Source organism: Enterocloster sp. 210928-DFI.2.20, from assembly GCF_020554465.1.
GTDB lineage: Bacteria > Bacillota > Clostridia > Lachnospirales > Lachnospiraceae > Enterocloster > Enterocloster bolteae.
Window position 1 is genome coordinate 15,704 of sequence record NZ_JAJCHK010000010.1, and the last position, 17,395, is coordinate 33,098.

Here is a 17,395-nt window from a genome sequence, read left to right on the forward strand (position 1 = left end):
AAACCACGCAACCAGCTCCATTGTGTTCTTGGGCTTGGAGCCATCGTAATAGTTCACGTCCTCTGTAATCCCGCCTTCCTCGTTGCTTGGCTCTATCTCCAAGTTCATGGCGTATGAGGTTCCACCAAAATCAAGGGCTTTCTTCCCCTTTCACAATCCACATTCATTAAATTATATCGCTTCCCCAACGCCTTCCAGGACGGACATCAGGCTTGCATATGAGGCTTCACTTGCCGCCCCATAAAGCATCTGCAGTTCCCCGTCCCCATGCAGTTCCCAGTCTCCACAGTCCATGACGGCCACCATATTGTCCGGCTCATTGCTATAGAGGGTAATACGCATGCCGCAAAGCCAGTTTGTTATTTCAAAAGGAAGCTTCGTGAGCTTAGACTGAATCAGCCCCAGCTCCTCCTCTGTCAACCAGTAGAATTCTTCCGGATTGCATTCAAAGGTAAAAACACACTCATAAGCCAGTACGGCAGACAGGAACTCACTGGTCGTGGGCGCGCAAAGGGTCCAGTTTTTATCATCCTCCGTTACATAAACCGGAGGGTCCGGCAGCATCAAATCCTCCCTGCGGATTCCGGCCCGGCATACTCCCTGGTTCTCATTCAGAAGAATCAAGTATTCCGGTTCCCACAGCCATTCCCACTTCTGGAAATGTTCTGGCAGTATCCATGTGTCCTGAACACAGTGGAACGCCTTTGTCCGCCCGGCGGCACGGTAATAATCCTCCAATACCTGCGGCAGAGCGCCGAATAGCTCCTTCAAATATGCAATTTCATTCTCCGTATACCCCTCCAATGTATCCACTGCATAAAGCGACTTGAACATCTCCCAAAAAGCCGATATCATAATATCCTCCTCATTTTCTATTCATTGTCAGCTCCTGTACGCCGAAATAGGAGCCCCTTCTTCCCCTCGGTTATGGGCTGTATATCATATATGGAATCTTCATAGCAAGCCCTTGAGTCCTCCACGATAGCAAAAGGCCAGGCGTTCGGGAATCCTCCCTGTGCCAGTTCCGCAAGGCCGGCTGAGTCATCCTCAATTTCCAAGCCCGTCTGTATGGCCCTGACAGGAGGGAATTGCCATATCCTTTTGGAGAATCCCAGAAGTTCCTCAATTCTTTCTTCCTTGAATCTGACTGGATATCCTTCCGCCAGGACATCTGATTCCGGTATGATGATTTCATGGGTAAACTCCCCGTCCTCTGGGTAATTGTTCATCCAGAACCCCCGCACCTCGGAATAACCGCCAAACTTATATATCACCTGCTTATAATCGTGTGAATGGTGCTCCGTGAACCCAAGGTTAAAATCCTCTTCCAGCTTCCGTTGGTTCCATTCGGTGGTCTCTTCCAATGAATCCTCCTCAAATCCCCAATAGCCTGATTGGAATCTCATTCCCGCTTCATCAAGCAAGGCATAGAAATCCTTCACAAATGTGGGATAAAGCTCATCCCTTCTGAACTGGACTGATAGATTGAAATACGCCGGCATACCGCTTCCTCCCTCTCGTTCATGGGATAAATTATATCATACGGCAAGTATATGCGGCAACTGGCAGATGGGTGGGGAAACTGTTGTGGAATCCGAATGTACATGCTATACTTTTATAAGCTGATAGCGCCATATAAACAAATCGGAATTTGTGGAGATTCAGACGATACTGGTGGATTTTATCTCATAATATTTCATGATAAAGAGCAATTACTTTATTGGGACATAACAGAAGCTGGAATATTACAGCAAATTATAAATGATGATTTTGAAATTGAATGGTTTGCATGATTTTCGCTCTTGCCGAAGTACCAGGCCAATCTTAGTCTTGTAAATTCCAGTTTGTCAGACAAACGCAAAAAATGAAAAAATCAGAAGTTAGAGGGATAGCCATGAAAGAAAATATTGCAGCAACGTTGACGGGAAAAGACGATAAATATGCTTGTGCTCTTGCCGATAAAATCATATCAGAAAGTTTAGAAACCGATGAATGGTATGAATATTTTGATGACTTTGCCTCTTTGCTTAATTATCCAAAATCATTAGTGAGAAATCGAGCATTGTATATCCTTGCGGCAAATGCTCAATGGGATGACGAAAATCGTTTCGACTTGATAATTTCTGATTTTCTTGCACATATAACGGATGAAAAGCCAATCACAGCCAGGCAGTGCATAAAGGCTCTTGCACAGGTTGGTTCAGCAAAGCCACAATATATACCCGTAATATTATCATGTTTGCGGAGTGCAGATTTATCGAAATACAAGGACAGTATGCGTCCGCTGATTGAAAAAGACATAGCTGAAACAGAAAAGAAATTGACAACGTAACTTCCAGTTTGTAGGGGAGCTGATCAACACAAAAAATCAGAATAAGACAGATAATGGAATGACCGAATGCCAGAAACTAATTGCATATAAACAGACTGAACAATTATGGGACTGAATGAAAATCCGCGCTTAAGCGAAATGTTTTCCACCTATGTCTCCACCTATGGAAATGATATAGCGCCATACAGCAGATTATCGTGCTGTTCCCCGGCAGAAACAGTTTATTCCTGGCTTTAAGCTGTTAGACTTACGGCTTGCAGTCCCCTCCTTGTGGATGCATGATGGAAATACCAGGGGCTTCCTGCTCGCTGAAACAGATTTGAGCCGCATGCTGGAGGCCAGTTCTGATTCCCGCGATGAATATCATTACTTGATTGACATATGGGACTATAATGAACATAGGTGACTTTTTAAATCGGAAGCTATGGGAGAATGACATGATGAGTGATAGAGTCATATTGATTGATAATATTGATGAAATCCATACTACTGAAATGGGCGCTGACAGAATCAGACGGAATCTGAAATTAGAAAATGTTGACGTGGTTGAATATTGTAAGGACAAAATTATGGATGAAAATTGCCATATATACCGGCAGGGCAAAAATTGGTACTGCGAAATTGACAGTGTAAAGATAACCGTCAACTATTATAGTTATACGATTATTACTGCACACATCATAAAATAACTCCCCATTTTTCGTATAAAAGTGGGAAACAGATGCGATTCCGGGGCATCTGCATTTCCTAATATTTTTCTATAGAAAGGATACAGCTATGCTGGTTACGATACAACAAACAAAATCAAATACTGAAAATTTATTTGAAGTTACCTCCAACGGCCAACTCTTGTTCCAGGCAAAAGCCCCGTGGATGAAAATTTCCCTGCCGTTCAATGCGGAAGACTTACGGGAACTCACCTTTTCCAATCCTGCCGGGGAAATAGTTTATACTACCCGCTATAGATTCATCGACAACCTCGTGGAGGAGTTGATTCCCTTCAAATACCTGCTGACAAAAGGGCAGCGTTTCGGGCAGTTTGAAATCATCGGCAGGAATGGCAGCGAAGGGTCCTTCTATGTCATGCAGAACGGCTTGTTTGACAGCAAATTCTGCATTGAGTGTATGGGAAATGCCTATCTGGGATACAGCCTTGATAGGGGAAGGAACAATTATGTGTCCATCTATGATGATGAAAAACAGATAGCTCAAATCACAAAGCCTCTTACAGTCACAGACAACCTGGATGTCTATTTCCTTCATATAAAGGACGAGTATGCGTCAATCATTCCAGTCCTCTCCTTCTTCACCGTATATTATGACTATCGGAAATACAATCACAGTGGGGAGCTTACCAAGAACACGGTTCAGATATCCAACAGCTATACCTATGGTAAGAACAACGACAAATATAACCCAAACTGGATTGCCAAGGAGTTCGGCCAGCAGGCTGCGGACGAATTGGAACAGAAATTAAGGAAAATAAGAGAACAAGGTTCGGCCCAGGCAAAGAAAATCGTGAAATTAGTGGGCCTGGCTTATCTGGTTCTTATCCTGCTGGCCATTGTACTGTTCGTGGTCTTTAAAAGCATCCTGGGATGATGAGGGATTTTATCATAATTTAATGGAGAAGTGAAGCAATGACTATACCAAACGTATTTTTCAAAAATGGAATCTGGATTGGAGAAATAGGACACAATTTATGGGATGATTTTTATGAAAATACTATTCTCCTTGAATTTAGGGGGTGAGAAGCAATGGTGAAGCCTATTAGCTATATTTCGTATGGTGAAAACGAGAAGAAAATAATAAAGGCTGGAATAGTGGAAATTCGTAAAGTTCTTATGGGTAATGATAAAAATAAAAAGAGAAGTCTGTTATTTGCTCTGGATTGGTTTATGGACCCTTACTTTAAACAAGATATTTCAGATATTCACAATGAATTGGTTGAGCTTTTGCAAACAGTGGTAATTTCTTCAACGGATGATGATGTGTCTGAGGATGCTTTACAGCTTTTATGCGATTATGAATGGCCACCTTTTGAAATACTTGAAAAAAATATAAACAGGGTATCGCAGCGATTAAAACCAGATGTACTGTATGCAGTTAATATGGATAAGGAAATATAACTTTCGATTTATGTAGGAATCATGCTGTGAAAATAAAAAAAGTTAGTCTTATATTAAACTATAAAGACGAATGGCTTAACAAACTTATTACTGCATACAAAAATAAAAAAATTCCAGCCGGAGAACTTTAATGCAATTCCAGTTTGTAGGGGAGCTGAACGAAGCGACAAATCGGAATTGACTGAGCAATCCGGCGGAATAAAAAATATGAATTGGAATGGATTAAGTTATGAAATATAGTAAGACAATAATTTTAAAAAATGGTGTGGAATGCTGTTTGAAAAACGGCATAGAAAGTGATGGACAGGCTGTATGGGATTGCTTTAATCTGACCCATGGACAAACCGATTATTTACTATCCTATCCAGATGAGAATAGTTTCGACGTGATGCAGGAAGGTCAATTTCTGAAAAAAAAATCCGAAAGTTCAAATGAGATTGAGATAGTTGCCGTAGTCGGGAATGTAGTTGTTGGAACTGCTGGAATTGAAGCAATAGGCTCAAAATATAAGGTAAGGCATCGTGCCGAATTTGGTATTAGCGTCGCTAAAGATTTTTGGGGACTTGGGATTGGACAGGCACTAATGGCAGCGTGTATTGAATGTGCAAGGGCGGCGGGGTATATTCAGCTGGAGTTGAGTGTGGTTGCTGAAAATGAAAGGGCATTATCCATGTATGAGAAAGCAGGGTTTGTTAAATATGGCATAAATCCGAAAGGCTTTAATTCCCGCGTGACAGGATTTCAAGAAGTTATTTATATGAGGTTGGAATTATAAGAAACTTACAAATTCCGGTTTGTAGGGAAATTGAGCTTACCGACAAATCGGAATTTTTTAAGAAGGCAATAAGTATGGATAATCTTTCCATTCATTTTCTTAATGATGATGAGCAACTGGCCACGCAAGAAGCAGTAAATAAATTGGTTTTCAATAATACCGGGGCTAATGACGAGGCCCAACTGGAAGCCCTTGCTGAACATCTGGGCGCTATGGAGTGGAAATAAAGATATTGTGAGGGATAATAACATGCCAATACAGAATACGAAGATGTCTGCAAAAGAAAGACGCATTTTCAGATATACCCGGGCAGATGCATGGGAAACCACAATATCCCAGGTCGATGTGATGGAGGGTGTGGAAAAAGGGAATGTAAGGTGTCTATATTTTGTTACACCTAGATTGCATGCAAATACAATCGTTGATTCCTGCACTATCACTATCAGTCAAAACCATATTGATATGATTCGGGATGCCATGCTCACCCGCCTGGAGGTCTGCAAATATAAGGAAATAGAGTTCCCTGTGGTATTGGATGGATTCATCAATACCTTTGAGTTTGCACCTGAGGAATCCTTTTCCAACATAATTACTGTTTTCAACATTTCCGCATTTAGGGATAATGTTGATGTGGCTATCATTGGCAATCCCCCATATAGGGGGAAAGAGGTCCTTAAATTGTATGATGATATTTCAAAAATACTTTCAGATAATGGGGTGAGCCAGAAATATCTTGCGTTGGATTCCTCTATATTTCCGTAATAGCAAACCATCTGTTTGATGATAGAAGCTTACCAGAATTCATAGGAGGTTCTATATGAATATAAAACTGTTTTGGAAGGCAGTTTTGGAACAGGACAGGGCTGCAATAAAAGGATTCTTCCAAAGTACCGCATATGTGAATTGGCATTGTACAAATGAATGTTTTACTGTGGATGAATTTATCCAGGCAAACTGCGAATATCCGGGAGATTGGGATGGAAAGGTTGAGCGTGTCGAATGTGCAGGGAACCTAATAATAACTACTACGCATGTCTTTCCAAAAGACAGGTCCTCTTCATTTCATGTTGTATCATTTTTCCGAATAGAGGATGAAAAAATTGTGTCCGTTGATGAATACTGGTCTGATGATGGCGAAGCACCGCTATGGCGTAAGGAAATGTGTATAGGCAAGCCAATCAATTAGCCTATTGTGTTAAAAATCCAAAGTAAGCTGGTGATGGGATGGGAAAACAGATAAATTATTGGATGGATTATGATAACTTTTTGCTGGTCGCGCAAATGGCAGTTGACTTGGGCTGTACGGTTGTAAAAGAGGACCTTAAGTTAGGCAAAGTCATTGAAAGCAAGGATGCCGGTATCATCACCCCCTATGGAACATCCAATTATCCAGGCTACTACTTCCATCTTCCGGAGGCAGGAGCCATAGAGGTCCTTACCGTAAATGGCAAGGAATGTTTGGATTATGGCTATACTGCAACCGGGAATGCCCTCATTGAAGCCGGCTACTCTTCCATCGTCAATGAGCCCGCAGGCGTTGCCGGGTCACGGCAGAAAAAGGAAATCCACAGGGCAAGAATCTATTGCATATCTGGATATTACGATGAAAATGAAAAATATATACAAAGGCCGGACTGTTTGACCAAGGTGTATCACTCCCTGGTGAGATATGTGAAAAAGATAGCTCCTTATACAGAATTTACAGATATCCTGATAAGCATGAAGGACGAAAACTACGGGGAGGAATATGAATATAGACATAAGGAATACATAACAAAAAACTGCCTGGATTTGATTAATAACAAAGGATACAAATTATGTTGAGGATATCGGTTACACTTTTAACAGCTTGAATTGCATGAGAAATCGGAAGTTATAACTGGGATTATTTATATTTTCAAGGTAAAATGTTATGATAAAAGGGTTGCAACTTATAGTTGCGAAACTTCGAGGTTTATGTGGTAGATAGCAACCGCTTATAATGTTAAATTTTTATATAACACAGGAGGTGCTAATATGACATTTGGAGAAAAACTTAAATTTTTAAGAAAGCAAAAAGGCTTTTCACAAGAAAGGTTATCACAACAATTAACTGTATCACGACAGGCAATATCTAAATGGGAACTAGGAGAATCATTACCAGATACAGAAAATGTAATACAACTTAGCAAATTGTTTTCAGTTTCGATTGACTTCCTGCTAAATGATAACATCTGCAGTGAGGCTGATATTCCAGCCGTCCAGCATAATACAACTGTTTTACAAGATAAATTTCGTTCTAAAATACTACTTGTTATTGGCTTCATTTGTTCTGCTATGGGTTGTGCTGGAAGTATTACACTAATTGTCCTCTCTACAATGATAAAGGTTCATGTTGAAAAGAAACGTATATTGCCAGACGGTTCGGTTCAATATTACGGTGGTGGAGATATCCTTGGTTATGATTTTTGGAAATTCATATCAGAATATAGGCTGCAGGCATTATTATTTATTTGCATTATTTTAATTATTGCTGGTATTGCTATTATATGGGTGTCAAAGAAGAAGGCTAAAACTAAAGGCTTATTATTTTAATGAAAGTAGGAACATACTCTATGCTTGCCAACTTCCGGTTTGTCAGACAATCGCAAAGAATGAAAAAATAGAATTTGGAGGAATAAGCACATGGCAAATAAGTATAAAGTAATTGATGAAAAAACATGGAATAGAGCAATGCACTGTATGATTTTTAGAAATAGTGTTGAACCAGCGTTTTGTGTAACCTTTGAAGCGGATATTACAAGATTTAAACGTGTAGTTAAAGAACAGGGGGTTTCTTTTACATTGGCAATGGTATATGCAGTTTGTAAATGTGCAAATGATATAGACGCATTTCGTTATCGGTTTGTTGATGGACAGATTGTTTTGTTTGACAAGATAGATACTGCATTTACCTATCTAAATCAAGAAACCGAATTGTTCAAAGTGGTTAATGTCCCCATGATAGACGATTTAAAAGAATACTGTGAGTTTGCAGAAACGATAGCAAAGGAGCAAAAAGAATATTTTACAGGTCCGTTAGGAAATGATGTTTTTCAATGTTCTCCTATGCCGTGGGTCACCTACACGCATATTTCTCATACCAATTCCGGGAAAAAGGATAATGCAACCCCTCTGTTTGATTGGGGAAAATTTTATGAGAAGAATGGGAAAATTGTCATTCCAATATCAGTACAGGCACATCATTCCTTTGTTGACGGCATACATATTGGGAAATTTGTAGATAAGCTTCAAAGGTTTTTCGATAGATGTTAGATTCCAATTTGATAAGGTATCTGAGTGGAAAAAAATATATTCTTTTTTTCATATGATGCATTTGGGCCGTTATTAATTTATGTTTGGCTGTATACATATGGTTTTCAAAAAAGCAATTGGTTTCTGGGGAAATAAGAAAATGTTTGAGGTGACGGATATAAGAAAGTATAATCATACCATGTCCAAACTTTATGTTGCACATGGCATTGTATTTATTCTGCCCGGACTTCCTTTGCTTGCGGGACATTGTTGCGGGAGTTGTAGTGGAAACCATTGTTTTAATGGCAGTTTATTCTTTGGTGATTAAGAAAAAATACAAAAGTAATTTTGACAGGAGTATCGTTTGGGATGAAACTTAAAATTATAATCGGATTATATGCAGGAATCCTGTTACTCAGCGGTTGTGCTTCAAATACATCTGTTGTCGCCGGACAATCTGCTGCAGTGAATGCAGAATCCGCAACAAAAGGCATTAACAATGAGGAACCGAATGTAAATGACGCACATTTAGATGATACCATTTATATCGGAGAATATCTGGATTCTGATGTCAATGAGCCAAATCTTGAAATTGCGAGAGGTGATGATAACAAATATATCGTACAGATAGGAATTTACCGCCTGACTTCATTAAGTGATGGCATTGGGGAGTTGACGGCTGATGGTATGAACTTTACTGCGACCGATGCTGCAGGGAATCCAATCAGGGGCATCATTACAGCAGACGGCCAGGCAGCAACCGTCACTTTTACAGATTCCACTTGGGATTATCTGCAAAACGGTTCTGTTTTCCAGTACACAAAATCATCTGATACTTCAAATATCTGGAATGAATAGACCGCTTATCAGGGATTGGGTTAAGCGATTACGAATGGGATGAAGATAATCTCTATAGTCTTGAATCTATGGTAAAGAACACATAGAACGCGGTAAAAATAAAAAGGGATACAGCGTCACAATCGTATAATGGAAAAGAATTTTTACAAAATGAACTGTGAAAATCGTAATTTATCTGGGGGTGCTTCATATGAAACGCTATGAAATTTACAAGCATATCGGTAATCTATCCCCATTAAATAATGGGTGGATAAAAGAACTAAATTTGATTTCGTGGGACAATAAAGAGCCTGTTTATGATATACGAACATGGAATAGCGAACATACGGAGTACGGAAAAGGGGTAACAATTACAGCGGGACAGATGGTCGTTTTAAAAAATCTGCTTAATGAAATGTCAATATTCTGATTTCCACCAGGATGATTCCTACAATTACATCGCCACCAGTACCCAGAAATAAAATAGGCTGCTCTCCTATCCTACCGAGGGCGGCCTGTATTTATTTCCCCATTCTCTAATAACAAAAGAACTTACTTCTGCAGCAGGAAGGAAACGTGGACGGATTAGGCGGTATATGATAATATAAAAGTAATATTGAAACCAGCGAGGCAAATAAATGGATGAGTTCCAGTCAATGGTTGAAGAAACCAAAGCCCTTGTACAAAAGGAAATAAAAAATAAAGACAATCGCCCTGACTTTTTTTTGGAGAAGCAGCTATATTTAATTTTAGAAGAATTGGATAAAATGGAGCGAATCAGAGACATCCATCTATTCCATCCATATTACCCAAAGGGGATTGCGGATAGCTGGGACTATTCAAATCCATTGGCGATTCGATTACTGGAATTATTAGAATCATATCGGGAGTTACAATAACGTTGAGGCAGTTTCCGGATTACCGGGCTGACAAACCTGGAATTACAGAGAGGAAGGAACTTTCAATCATGCTGATTTATATTGAAATGTATCCAAAGGACAGATTGCTAAATGGCCCGAAATGTTCTGTGTCTGAATTAAAGAAAAGACTGGCAAAAATTCTGGCAGAAGCCGAAACAAAGGATTTTATTTCAATATTTTGTGCGCGATATAATTTTGAAGAAATGCCTCTTGATAATGTGCCGATTAATGAAAATATTGAAGTAGACTATTATATGGACATAGATGCAGGACTTATTCATAAACCATCGCGTTGAGTAAAACTTTCACTCATGATAAGAAAGGATTCCCGGCTTACCGGGCTGACAATCGGAAGTTGAGGAGATACGAATGGAATGACTGAATGCCAGAAACTAATTGCATATAAACAGACCGTACAGGCTGCCAAAAACAAATTAAAACAAATGAGCGGTATCAGCATACTGGAACTTTTAGTTTATGCAACCGGAACACAGACCGTTAGGAGGAAAAATGATTTTATACAGACCTGTTGGCTCAAAAGAATTGGAGCTGATAAAGAAAAGCAATTATCGCAGATTTCCACCGAGATTAGTGGAACAGCCTATTTTTTATCCAGTCCTGAACGAACAGTACGCAACGGAGATTGCTTCCAGCTGGAATGTAAAATATAATGAAGACCACAGAGGTTATGTCACAAAGTTTGAGGTAGACGACCAATATTGCGGACAGTTTGAAGTCCATCAGGTCGGGGGCCCGCACCATAAGGAGTTATGGGTTCCAGCCGAAAAACTGAATGAATTTAATGAGCATATCATCGGGGAAATACATATCATCAGCGAATTTTCAGATAGATAATATGTTATCCTGCAAAACCGGTGTGGCCTCGGAAGCAATGAGAGGGCTATCAGGAATAGGGAGTTTAACCAGAAAGGAGGTCCAGAGAATCATTGGAATACAAAGTGAATGACCAGGGGCTTAACGCTTCCGTATTTATCCCTTTTGTCAATAAAGTATGGCCTGGAGATTATGATGAAGAGAAAACGCAGTCAGCATTGTCAAAAACACTGAACATAAGCGCTTACGAAAATAACGTACTTGTAGGCTGCCTGCGGATTCTTTCAGACGGCTATTTCTTTGGCACAATTACAGAACTGCTTGTTCTTCCCGAATATCAGAAACGTGGTATCGGCAGCAAGCTCCTACAGCTTGCTAAGGATAATACGCCAACCATGCTGTATTTTGGCGCACAGCCGGGAGTTGAACCGTTCTATGAAAGGAACGGTTGCCAACGGAGCCTGCAATCCTACACAATAAGGGGCACAAAATGACCAATTACACATTTGAAGAGATAAAAGGATTGTTATTAAAAAGCATCCAGGAGCATGATTTTGAATCAGAATTACGCTTATGCTTTCATGACAACCCGAATGAATACATGATTATAATTTATGACGACCACTGCTCTTTTCAGCGGTGCGGCAATCCAAAAGAAGCAAGCGGCGAGTACAACTACAAATCATTGGATGAGCTGTATAACGCCCAACAGGTTGATGGGATTGTTTTGGAAAGGGACTGGGAAAAAATTAAAGAGTTGCAGTGTACGGATTTTGACATATTGGGCCTATGGGACTAATGGAGGGATACCATATGACAGCAGAAGAAGTCTTTTGCGAGTTAAGCGATAAATATGGTGATGATTTTAACTGGCATATGCTGCCACTCTCAAATCAAACATTTACAGCAGAGCTAAAGAAAGAAATCGGTAAGAATCATTTTCTCTATCATAAACAGATATGGGCAGTGGCCAAATGTGATTCAAATGATGATGTCTTGTATCTGGCTGATAATGGCGGAGGCACAGACATATATTATATTTTCCATTTAACTTATTCTGAATATAATACAGATGGATTTCCCCGGTATAAAGAGTTTGAAGGGATAAATGCAGTAAAAGAATATATAGAACAATCATTAAATCAGGACTCATCTTTTTAAAGGAGCGCTTATGTTATATCTGCTGGTATTGACTGACCCTGAATTATCTTATGATAATTATTCAGAGGATTTTTACATTGGCCTATTTGAAACTGAACAGCAAGCTGAGGATATTGCCAAGCATTATCTTAAAAATATAAAAGGCTTCTGCGATTTCCCATGTACATACCGTATTGTGAAGAAAGACGTTATTGGCGATTTCAACAGTAGGATATCTGATTACTTATGGACGGTACAGGGATGGAATACAAATGAAAACCTAGATGAGATAGACATAATCGAAAGCCCATGCTTCCTCACAGAAGAACAGGCAGACGCAGAGCTTCCGGTCATGAAGAAGAAATACCAACGGGAAGAATGGACTGTAACCCGATGGAAAATAGGCGCATTGGAATGGCGTGAAGGTTTTGTCAGAATGGTCGATGGCGAGCCTGTGAACTGATTGCAAAATCAAAAGGAGATAAAGAACAATGAGCAAATATAATACCCTATGGGAATATGTACAGAAAAACGGAAGCCCATCATTCAAGCTTACTTTTGAAGAAATACAGGAGATTGCAGGCATCCCCATAGACCACTCTTTCTTGAATTACAAAAAAGAGCTGAAGGACTACGGCTATCAGGTCGGTAAGATTTCCATGATGGAACAGACGGTCATTTTCAACAGAGTGGATTGATAAACATGGGGTTCGAGGTGATAAATACTTATGGAATCAACAGAAGAAAAACCAGCTGGACAGGAATGGCAATGGTGCCTGGTCGGGAATATCGTCGGGGAACATAAATACGGGGAAACGGACGAAATTCCGGCAACGAGCTGTGTGGCCGTATCCACTGCCATATAGATGCTGGGGCGTCCCACAACCACAGAACGGTCAAACCGGGACACCAGGTAAATGTCGGCCTCGGTGGCGTCCATCTGGAACGCGCCCACCCGGTCCTTCCACCTCATGGTGGAGCCATACAATGGCCGCTCATTCCTCTGGTAATTGGAGAGCCCTCCCCTGGAGACACTGCACTTGATGGACTTGCTGTATCCATGCCTGTAGTAATAATGTTCAAAGCTGTACCATGAAGGGACTACCTCCATCAGCTTCCCATCCGGCGTCATATACCGGGATGCCAGCATGTGGTCGTATGTATCCCTTAGGGACATCTTCTTTGCGCTGAAAAAGAACATCCGTATGGCCCAGTCAAAATTCCTTACGTCCCTATCTTTTCCTCTTTCTCTTCCCCCTTTCTCCATGAGCACCAGCCTTGCCAGATATTTGTAATACAGTCCCAGTATCCGTTTCCTTGTGGTCCCGTTTTCTTCTGCAATCCTCTTTGCCATGGCCAGCCGCGATTTCCCGTCAACGATGTAAATGGAATCCTCCAGCAGCGGTTCAATCAACGCAAGCCTCTTCATTTCCGCCTCTGTCAGATGCTTTGCCTGCTCCAGGGCAACCCTGTACCCCTCCGGCATCTCTACCTTCTCACAGGCCTCCAGGAAGGCAGCCGTGATGTATTGCGGCGCCCCAGACTCGTCATAGGAGATCACCCAGGCCCCATGGTCCAGGGCAATCAGCCTCTTGAACAATTCCCCATTCATCCTAAAGAACAACCTCATCCCCCTCCTCTGTCTATGACCACGATTTTCCAGTCATCCACGTCAAGCTGCTTCCAGTACCTGCGCGACAGCTCCAGCTTCTGGATGGCAGATTTCTTAACCAGTTGCGCCACTGATACCACTTCCCGTATACCCGTAGTCCCATCCGCATTCTCAATCCAGAAGTCCGAAGCCCAGGCTATCCCGAAGCATTCCGGACGTATCCCCAGCCTTGAGACCTCTTCCATAAAACCCGGGTCCAATGGCAGGATGCATTTATACTTCACCACATGGGGGCTGGCCTCCAGAAGGTCTGCATATGCTTTTGCGTCCTTGCTGTGTACCAACATCAATGACTTATTCTTTTCACTGTAAAACTGTATATCCCTATACTTTGACTCCGTTTTATCCATATATGCCTCCTTGCTCCATGTGTCCTATTCCGGGCGCTCAATTACCTCATAGCTGCGGAAGGCACCGCATCCAGGGCATGGGGCCATGTCCCTCCGGAGCGATTCTTCCGTCACCTCGCTTATCTCCCTGTTACAGCAGTCCACCCTGATTTTGGGGAACCGGCGCCCTTCCACCACCTCCGGCCGGAACCGCCTGTTGAAAGGTATATAGTCAATCCACCCCACCCCCCCAGCTGTCGAATATCCGGTGGCTGTGCAGGTCCAGTGCCTCCTTGTGCAAATCAAAGCCATACCTAGGATAATGCATCTCTTCCCTGCACCACACCTCCAGCGCCTCCAAGAGCCACGTCTCCCCATGCAGCCCAATGACCTGTTCCGCCAGCTGATACCAGAGGTCCTCCCGGATGTCCCCGATTTGCGTCTGGACCCCTTTGCGCAAGGAACGCTTCCTTTGCCTCCCAAACCCGTCTGATTCGCTCACCCCGGTCCCGAACATGAAACGGATATCCTCAAAGCCAAGGGATGGGATGTCAATGCCTGAAAGCGAATTAATTTGCCGTCTGTCCATGAAAATCCTCCTTTCTGCAATTTCTGCAATTAATTCAAACCCCATTTTCTTAATTAATTGCAGGATTTGCCGAGTTTGACACCTATTAATTGCGGAATTTACCGAAAAATCCATTTTTACATGCAAAAACTGCAATTAATTCTAATCTCAAATGCAAAAACTGCAATTAATTCACATTAGTTGCAGGGTCTATGTTGTTGTGCCATTTAAAATAGGCACATTCTCCCACAAAACGGCACATATATAACAGACAGCAGCCTCCCGGCCCTCTGCCTCCTGCTTTTGCATCCAGAATTTTTGCCCTCTGGCACTCCCATAGCCCTTCCTTCTGGCCCCCTTTTTCCTCCCCCTCGCCCTCCGGCCCCAGGCAGTCCCAACCGCTGCCAAAGCCTTTACAAGGGTTTTCAGCCTTTTGTCTCCTCATTCTTCTCCCTATTTTTAACGGCAGAATGGCCCGATGCCGGGCAAATCGGCTGATGGCCCCGGGGTATGCCTGAGGCAGGGGGCCTGGGAGATTTCAGGCACGAAAAAAAGGACCCAAAGTATGGTTTTCACATACCTTAGGTCCTTCTTTCCTATTCTTTGCCTCAAAATGTTGCTATTTTGTGGCAGAATATGCCTATTTCAGATGGCAGGATAACAACAAATTACATTCCCATCTGCTTAGCTACCTCAGCAGCAAAGTCCTCGCTCTTCTTCTCCAGACCTTCGCCGGTCTCGAAACGAATGAACTTCTTTACCTTGATGGATGCGCCGTTAGCCTTGGCTACAGCTGCAACATACTGGGAAACGCTCTGCTTGCCGTCTTCTGCCTTTACATAAACCTGATCTAACAGACAGGTTTCTTTCAGCTCTTTGTTGATACGGCCCTTTACCATGCCCTCGATGATCTTATCGTTGGCATCCGGTTTCTCATTCTTAGCTGCCGCTGTAAGGATTTCTGTCTCTTTTGCAATATAATCAGCGCTTACTTCATCTCTGCTGGTGAACATTGGCTTTAAGGCTGCTGCCTGCATAGCCACGTTCTTAGCCATATCCTTGATGTCATCGTTAACAACATCTGTCTCTACGTCTACCAGGACGCCAATCTTTCCGCCTGCATGGATATAGGATGCAACAAAACCATTTGCCTCCTCAACCTGCTCAAAACGACGGATATTCATGTTCTCACCGATAATGGCAATCTGGGAAGCAAGTGCTTCCTTTACGGACAATGTCTCGTCCTTAGCCCATCTCTCCTCCATGAATGCATCTAAATCCTTAGCGGAAGTGGTAAGCGCCTGTGCTGCAACATCTGCAACATATGTCTGGAACTTCTCGTTCTTGGCAACAAAGTCAGTCTCAGCGTTAACCTCTACGATTACAGCCTTCTTCTCATCAGCAGCTACTGCTGTAGCTACGATGCCTTCTGCTGCAATACGTCCGGCCTTCTTGGCTGCTCCGGCAAGTCCCTTTTCTCTCAGGAACTCTACTGCCTTCTCCATATCACCATCAGTAGCTGCAAGAGCTTTCTTGCAGTCCATCATTCCGGCTCCGGTCATCTCTCTTAACTCTTTTACCATTGCTGCGGTTACTGCTGCCATTTCATCTTCCTCCAATTTTAAAGTTTTAATTAAGCCTCAACAGCCTCTGTCTCGAAAGCCTGGGCAGGAATCTCGATTTCCATTGCGCCCTCTAAAACTTCGCCCTGCTTTGCTTCGATAACAGCATCAGCCATCTTGGAAACAATCAGCTTAACGGCTCTGATGGCATCATCATTGCCAGGAATTACATAATCCAGTTCTTCCGGATCACAGTTAGTATCAACAATACCGATTAACGGTATACCAAGTGTGTGAGCTTCCTGTACGCAGATGTGCTCCTTCTTCGGGTCAACGATGAAGATTGCATCTGGCAGTCTCTTCATATCCTTGATTCCGCCAAGGTTTCTCTCTAACTTGTCCCACTCCTTCTTCAGGGCGATTACTTCCTTCTTAGGAAGAACATCGAATGTTCCGTCCTGAGACATGGTCTCGATTTCTTTCAGTCTGTCAATACGGCTCTGGATGGTCTTGAAGTTGGTCAGCATGCCGCCCAGCCATCTCTCGTTTACAAAGTACATTCCGCAGCGCTCTGCCTCAGCCTTGATGGCTTCCTGAGCCTGCTTCTTGGTACCTACGAACAGAATGGTGCCGCCGTCAGCAGCAATGTCAGATACGGCCTTGTAAGCCTCATCTACCTTGCCTACGGACTTCTGTAAGTCAATGATATAGATACCGTTTCTCTCGGTATAGATGTATGGAGCCATCTTAGGGTTCCATCTCCTTGTCTGGTGACCGAAATGTACACCAGCTTCCAGTAACTGCTTCATAGAAATTACGCTCATGTTATTTACCTCCATTTGGTTTTTAGCCTGCTCCGTCGCGTATGGGAGTTCAGGCTCTTCCGTCTGCTTCTGACACTTCCCGGAAGACCTGGCAAACTGCTGGCCAGGCACCGTCCCGCAGAATCCACAGACGTGTTTTTTGTCAGCCTTTCAAATATATCACAAAATATGGCAGCTTGCAAGCACTTTTAGTAAGTTTT

Annotated in this window: 31 protein-coding genes; 22 read left to right on the forward strand and 9 right to left on the reverse strand. The window is 42.3% G+C overall.

What is annotated here, in order from left to right; translation table 11 throughout:
* Positions 1 to 171 precede the first annotated feature (171 nt).
* Both LI015_RS11020 and LI015_RS11025 read right to left on the reverse strand, forming a co-directional pair.
* Complete coding sequence (locus tag LI015_RS11020) at positions 172 to 855, reverse strand: hypothetical protein (protein WP_227124990.1); 684 nt, start codon at positions 853 to 855, stop codon at positions 172 to 174.
* A 17-nt stretch (positions 856 to 872) separates the two neighbouring features.
* A complete protein-coding gene (locus tag LI015_RS11025; RefSeq protein WP_002573276.1) occupies positions 873 to 1,502 on the reverse strand; it encodes a hypothetical protein in 630 nt (209 codons plus the stop codon).
* 96 nt (positions 1,503 to 1,598) lie between these two features.
* On the opposite strand from LI015_RS11025, the gene LI015_RS11030 reads away from it, so the two are divergent.
* The 22 genes from LI015_RS11030 (at position 1,599) to LI015_RS11135 (ending at position 12,938) form a co-directional block, all read left to right on the forward strand.
* Positions 1,599 to 1,793, forward strand: a complete 195-nt coding sequence (locus LI015_RS11030) for a hypothetical protein (RefSeq protein ID WP_007037495.1) — start codon at positions 1,599 to 1,601, stop codon at positions 1,791 to 1,793.
* Positions 1,794 to 1,894: 101 nt separating this feature from the next.
* Complete coding sequence (locus LI015_RS11035; RefSeq protein WP_002573277.1) at positions 1,895 to 2,332, forward strand: hypothetical protein; 438 nt, start codon at positions 1,895 to 1,897, stop codon at positions 2,330 to 2,332.
* A 440-nt stretch (positions 2,333 to 2,772) separates the two neighbouring features.
* A complete protein-coding gene (locus LI015_RS11040; protein ID WP_038281663.1) occupies positions 2,773 to 3,021 on the forward strand; it encodes a DUF3781 domain-containing protein in 249 nt (82 codons plus the stop codon).
* A 184-nt stretch (positions 3,022 to 3,205) separates the two neighbouring features.
* Entirely contained in the window at positions 3,206 to 3,934 is a 729-nt protein-coding gene (locus LI015_RS11045; protein WP_227124992.1) for a hypothetical protein, read from the forward strand.
* 155 nt (positions 3,935 to 4,089) lie between these two features.
* Positions 4,090 to 4,461 carry a hypothetical protein gene (locus tag LI015_RS11050; RefSeq protein WP_002564467.1) on the forward strand — a complete coding sequence of 124 codons (372 nt, stop codon included), beginning with the start codon at positions 4,090 to 4,092 and terminating at the stop codon, positions 4,459 to 4,461.
* 229 nt (positions 4,462 to 4,690) lie between these two features.
* Entirely contained in the window at positions 4,691 to 5,236 is a 546-nt protein-coding gene (locus tag LI015_RS11055; RefSeq protein ID WP_227124994.1) for a GNAT family N-acetyltransferase, read from the forward strand.
* A gap of 74 nt (positions 5,237 to 5,310) precedes the next feature.
* Positions 5,311 to 5,463 (forward strand): hypothetical protein, encoded by a 153-nt coding sequence (locus LI015_RS11060; RefSeq protein WP_227124996.1) that lies wholly within the window; start codon positions 5,311 to 5,313, stop codon positions 5,461 to 5,463.
* A gap of 22 nt (positions 5,464 to 5,485) precedes the next feature.
* Positions 5,486 to 5,998, forward strand: a complete 513-nt coding sequence (locus LI015_RS11065) for a hypothetical protein (RefSeq protein WP_002564470.1) — start codon at positions 5,486 to 5,488, stop codon at positions 5,996 to 5,998.
* Positions 5,999 to 6,053: 55 nt separating this feature from the next.
* Positions 6,054 to 6,422 (forward strand): nuclear transport factor 2 family protein, encoded by a 369-nt coding sequence (locus tag LI015_RS11070; protein WP_227124998.1) that lies wholly within the window; start codon positions 6,054 to 6,056, stop codon positions 6,420 to 6,422.
* Between the two features lie 38 nt (positions 6,423 to 6,460).
* Positions 6,461 to 7,060 carry a hypothetical protein gene (locus LI015_RS11075; RefSeq protein WP_002573283.1) on the forward strand — a complete coding sequence of 200 codons (600 nt, stop codon included), beginning with the start codon at positions 6,461 to 6,463 and terminating at the stop codon, positions 7,058 to 7,060.
* Positions 7,061 to 7,252: 192 nt separating this feature from the next.
* The gene (locus tag LI015_RS11080; RefSeq protein ID WP_227125000.1) at positions 7,253 to 7,810 is read left to right on the forward strand and encodes a helix-turn-helix domain-containing protein; all 558 of its coding nucleotides are present in this window, start codon (positions 7,253 to 7,255) and stop codon (positions 7,808 to 7,810) included.
* 90 nt (positions 7,811 to 7,900) lie between these two features.
* On the forward strand, positions 7,901 to 8,530 hold the full coding sequence (locus tag LI015_RS11085; RefSeq protein WP_002564474.1) for a CatA-like O-acetyltransferase: 630 nt from the start codon (positions 7,901 to 7,903) through the stop codon (positions 8,528 to 8,530).
* A gap of 348 nt (positions 8,531 to 8,878) precedes the next feature.
* Positions 8,879 to 9,367, forward strand: a complete 489-nt coding sequence (locus LI015_RS11090; protein ID WP_227125002.1) for a hypothetical protein — start codon at positions 8,879 to 8,881, stop codon at positions 9,365 to 9,367.
* A 190-nt stretch (positions 9,368 to 9,557) separates the two neighbouring features.
* Positions 9,558 to 9,776, forward strand: a complete 219-nt coding sequence (locus LI015_RS11095) for a YdbC family protein (protein WP_038281658.1) — start codon at positions 9,558 to 9,560, stop codon at positions 9,774 to 9,776.
* A 208-nt stretch (positions 9,777 to 9,984) separates the two neighbouring features.
* Positions 9,985 to 10,245, forward strand: coding sequence for a hypothetical protein (locus LI015_RS11100; RefSeq protein ID WP_227125003.1), 261 nt, complete (start codon positions 9,985 to 9,987; stop codon positions 10,243 to 10,245).
* Between the two features lie 2 nt (positions 10,246 to 10,247).
* Positions 10,248 to 10,562 (forward strand): hypothetical protein, encoded by a 315-nt coding sequence (locus tag LI015_RS11105; protein ID WP_007037505.1) that lies wholly within the window; start codon positions 10,248 to 10,250, stop codon positions 10,560 to 10,562.
* Between the two features lie 214 nt (positions 10,563 to 10,776).
* Positions 10,777 to 11,121 (forward strand): hypothetical protein, encoded by a 345-nt coding sequence (locus LI015_RS11110; protein ID WP_227125005.1) that lies wholly within the window; start codon positions 10,777 to 10,779, stop codon positions 11,119 to 11,121.
* A 92-nt stretch (positions 11,122 to 11,213) separates the two neighbouring features.
* Positions 11,214 to 11,594 carry a GNAT family N-acetyltransferase gene (locus LI015_RS11115; RefSeq protein ID WP_002564481.1) on the forward strand — a complete coding sequence of 127 codons (381 nt, stop codon included), beginning with the start codon at positions 11,214 to 11,216 and terminating at the stop codon, positions 11,592 to 11,594.
* Complete coding sequence (locus LI015_RS11120; RefSeq protein WP_002573292.1) at positions 11,591 to 11,899, forward strand: hypothetical protein; 309 nt, start codon at positions 11,591 to 11,593, stop codon at positions 11,897 to 11,899. The genes LI015_RS11115 and LI015_RS11120 overlap by 4 nt, the downstream gene beginning before the upstream one ends.
* Before the next feature lie 14 nt (positions 11,900 to 11,913).
* Positions 11,914 to 12,261 (forward strand): hypothetical protein, encoded by a 348-nt coding sequence (locus LI015_RS11125; RefSeq protein ID WP_227125007.1) that lies wholly within the window; start codon positions 11,914 to 11,916, stop codon positions 12,259 to 12,261.
* Positions 12,262 to 12,271: 10 nt separating this feature from the next.
* A complete protein-coding gene (locus LI015_RS11130; protein ID WP_227125009.1) occupies positions 12,272 to 12,703 on the forward strand; it encodes a hypothetical protein in 432 nt (143 codons plus the stop codon).
* Between the two features lie 28 nt (positions 12,704 to 12,731).
* Positions 12,732 to 12,938 (forward strand): hypothetical protein, encoded by a 207-nt coding sequence (locus LI015_RS11135; RefSeq protein WP_227125011.1) that lies wholly within the window; start codon positions 12,732 to 12,734, stop codon positions 12,936 to 12,938.
* Here the strand turns inward: LI015_RS11135 and LI015_RS11140 are convergent.
* The 7 genes from LI015_RS11140 to rpsB all read right to left on the reverse strand — a co-directional run bounded on the left by LI015_RS11140 (position 12,881) and on the right by rpsB (position 17,195).
* A complete protein-coding gene (locus LI015_RS11140) occupies positions 12,881 to 13,870 on the reverse strand; it encodes a hypothetical protein (protein WP_227125013.1) in 990 nt (329 codons plus the stop codon). The two genes, LI015_RS11135 and LI015_RS11140, sit on opposite strands and share 58 nt — an antisense overlap.
* Entirely contained in the window at positions 13,867 to 14,262 is a 396-nt protein-coding gene (locus tag LI015_RS11145) for a hypothetical protein (RefSeq protein WP_227125015.1), read from the reverse strand. The genes LI015_RS11140 and LI015_RS11145 overlap by 4 nt, the downstream gene beginning before the upstream one ends.
* 24 nt (positions 14,263 to 14,286) lie before the next feature.
* On the reverse strand, positions 14,287 to 14,487 hold the full coding sequence (locus LI015_RS11150) for a hypothetical protein (RefSeq protein ID WP_227125017.1): 201 nt from the start codon (positions 14,485 to 14,487) through the stop codon (positions 14,287 to 14,289).
* Positions 14,474 to 14,830, reverse strand: a complete 357-nt coding sequence (locus LI015_RS11155) for a hypothetical protein (protein WP_227125019.1) — start codon at positions 14,828 to 14,830, stop codon at positions 14,474 to 14,476. The genes LI015_RS11150 and LI015_RS11155 overlap by 14 nt, the downstream gene beginning before the upstream one ends.
* 166 nt (positions 14,831 to 14,996) lie before the next feature.
* The gene (locus tag LI015_RS11160) at positions 14,997 to 15,254 is read right to left on the reverse strand and encodes a hypothetical protein (protein WP_227125021.1); all 258 of its coding nucleotides are present in this window, start codon (positions 15,252 to 15,254) and stop codon (positions 14,997 to 14,999) included.
* 223 nt (positions 15,255 to 15,477) lie between these two features.
* Positions 15,478 to 16,413: a translation elongation factor Ts gene (tsf, locus tag LI015_RS11165; protein WP_002564489.1), complete on the reverse strand. Its 936-nt coding sequence runs from the start codon at positions 16,411 to 16,413 to the stop codon at positions 15,478 to 15,480.
* A 29-nt stretch (positions 16,414 to 16,442) separates the two neighbouring features.
* On the reverse strand, positions 16,443 to 17,195 hold the full coding sequence (gene rpsB / locus LI015_RS11170; RefSeq protein ID WP_002564490.1) for a 30S ribosomal protein S2: 753 nt from the start codon (positions 17,193 to 17,195) through the stop codon (positions 16,443 to 16,445).
* Positions 17,196 to 17,395 lie beyond the last annotated feature (200 nt).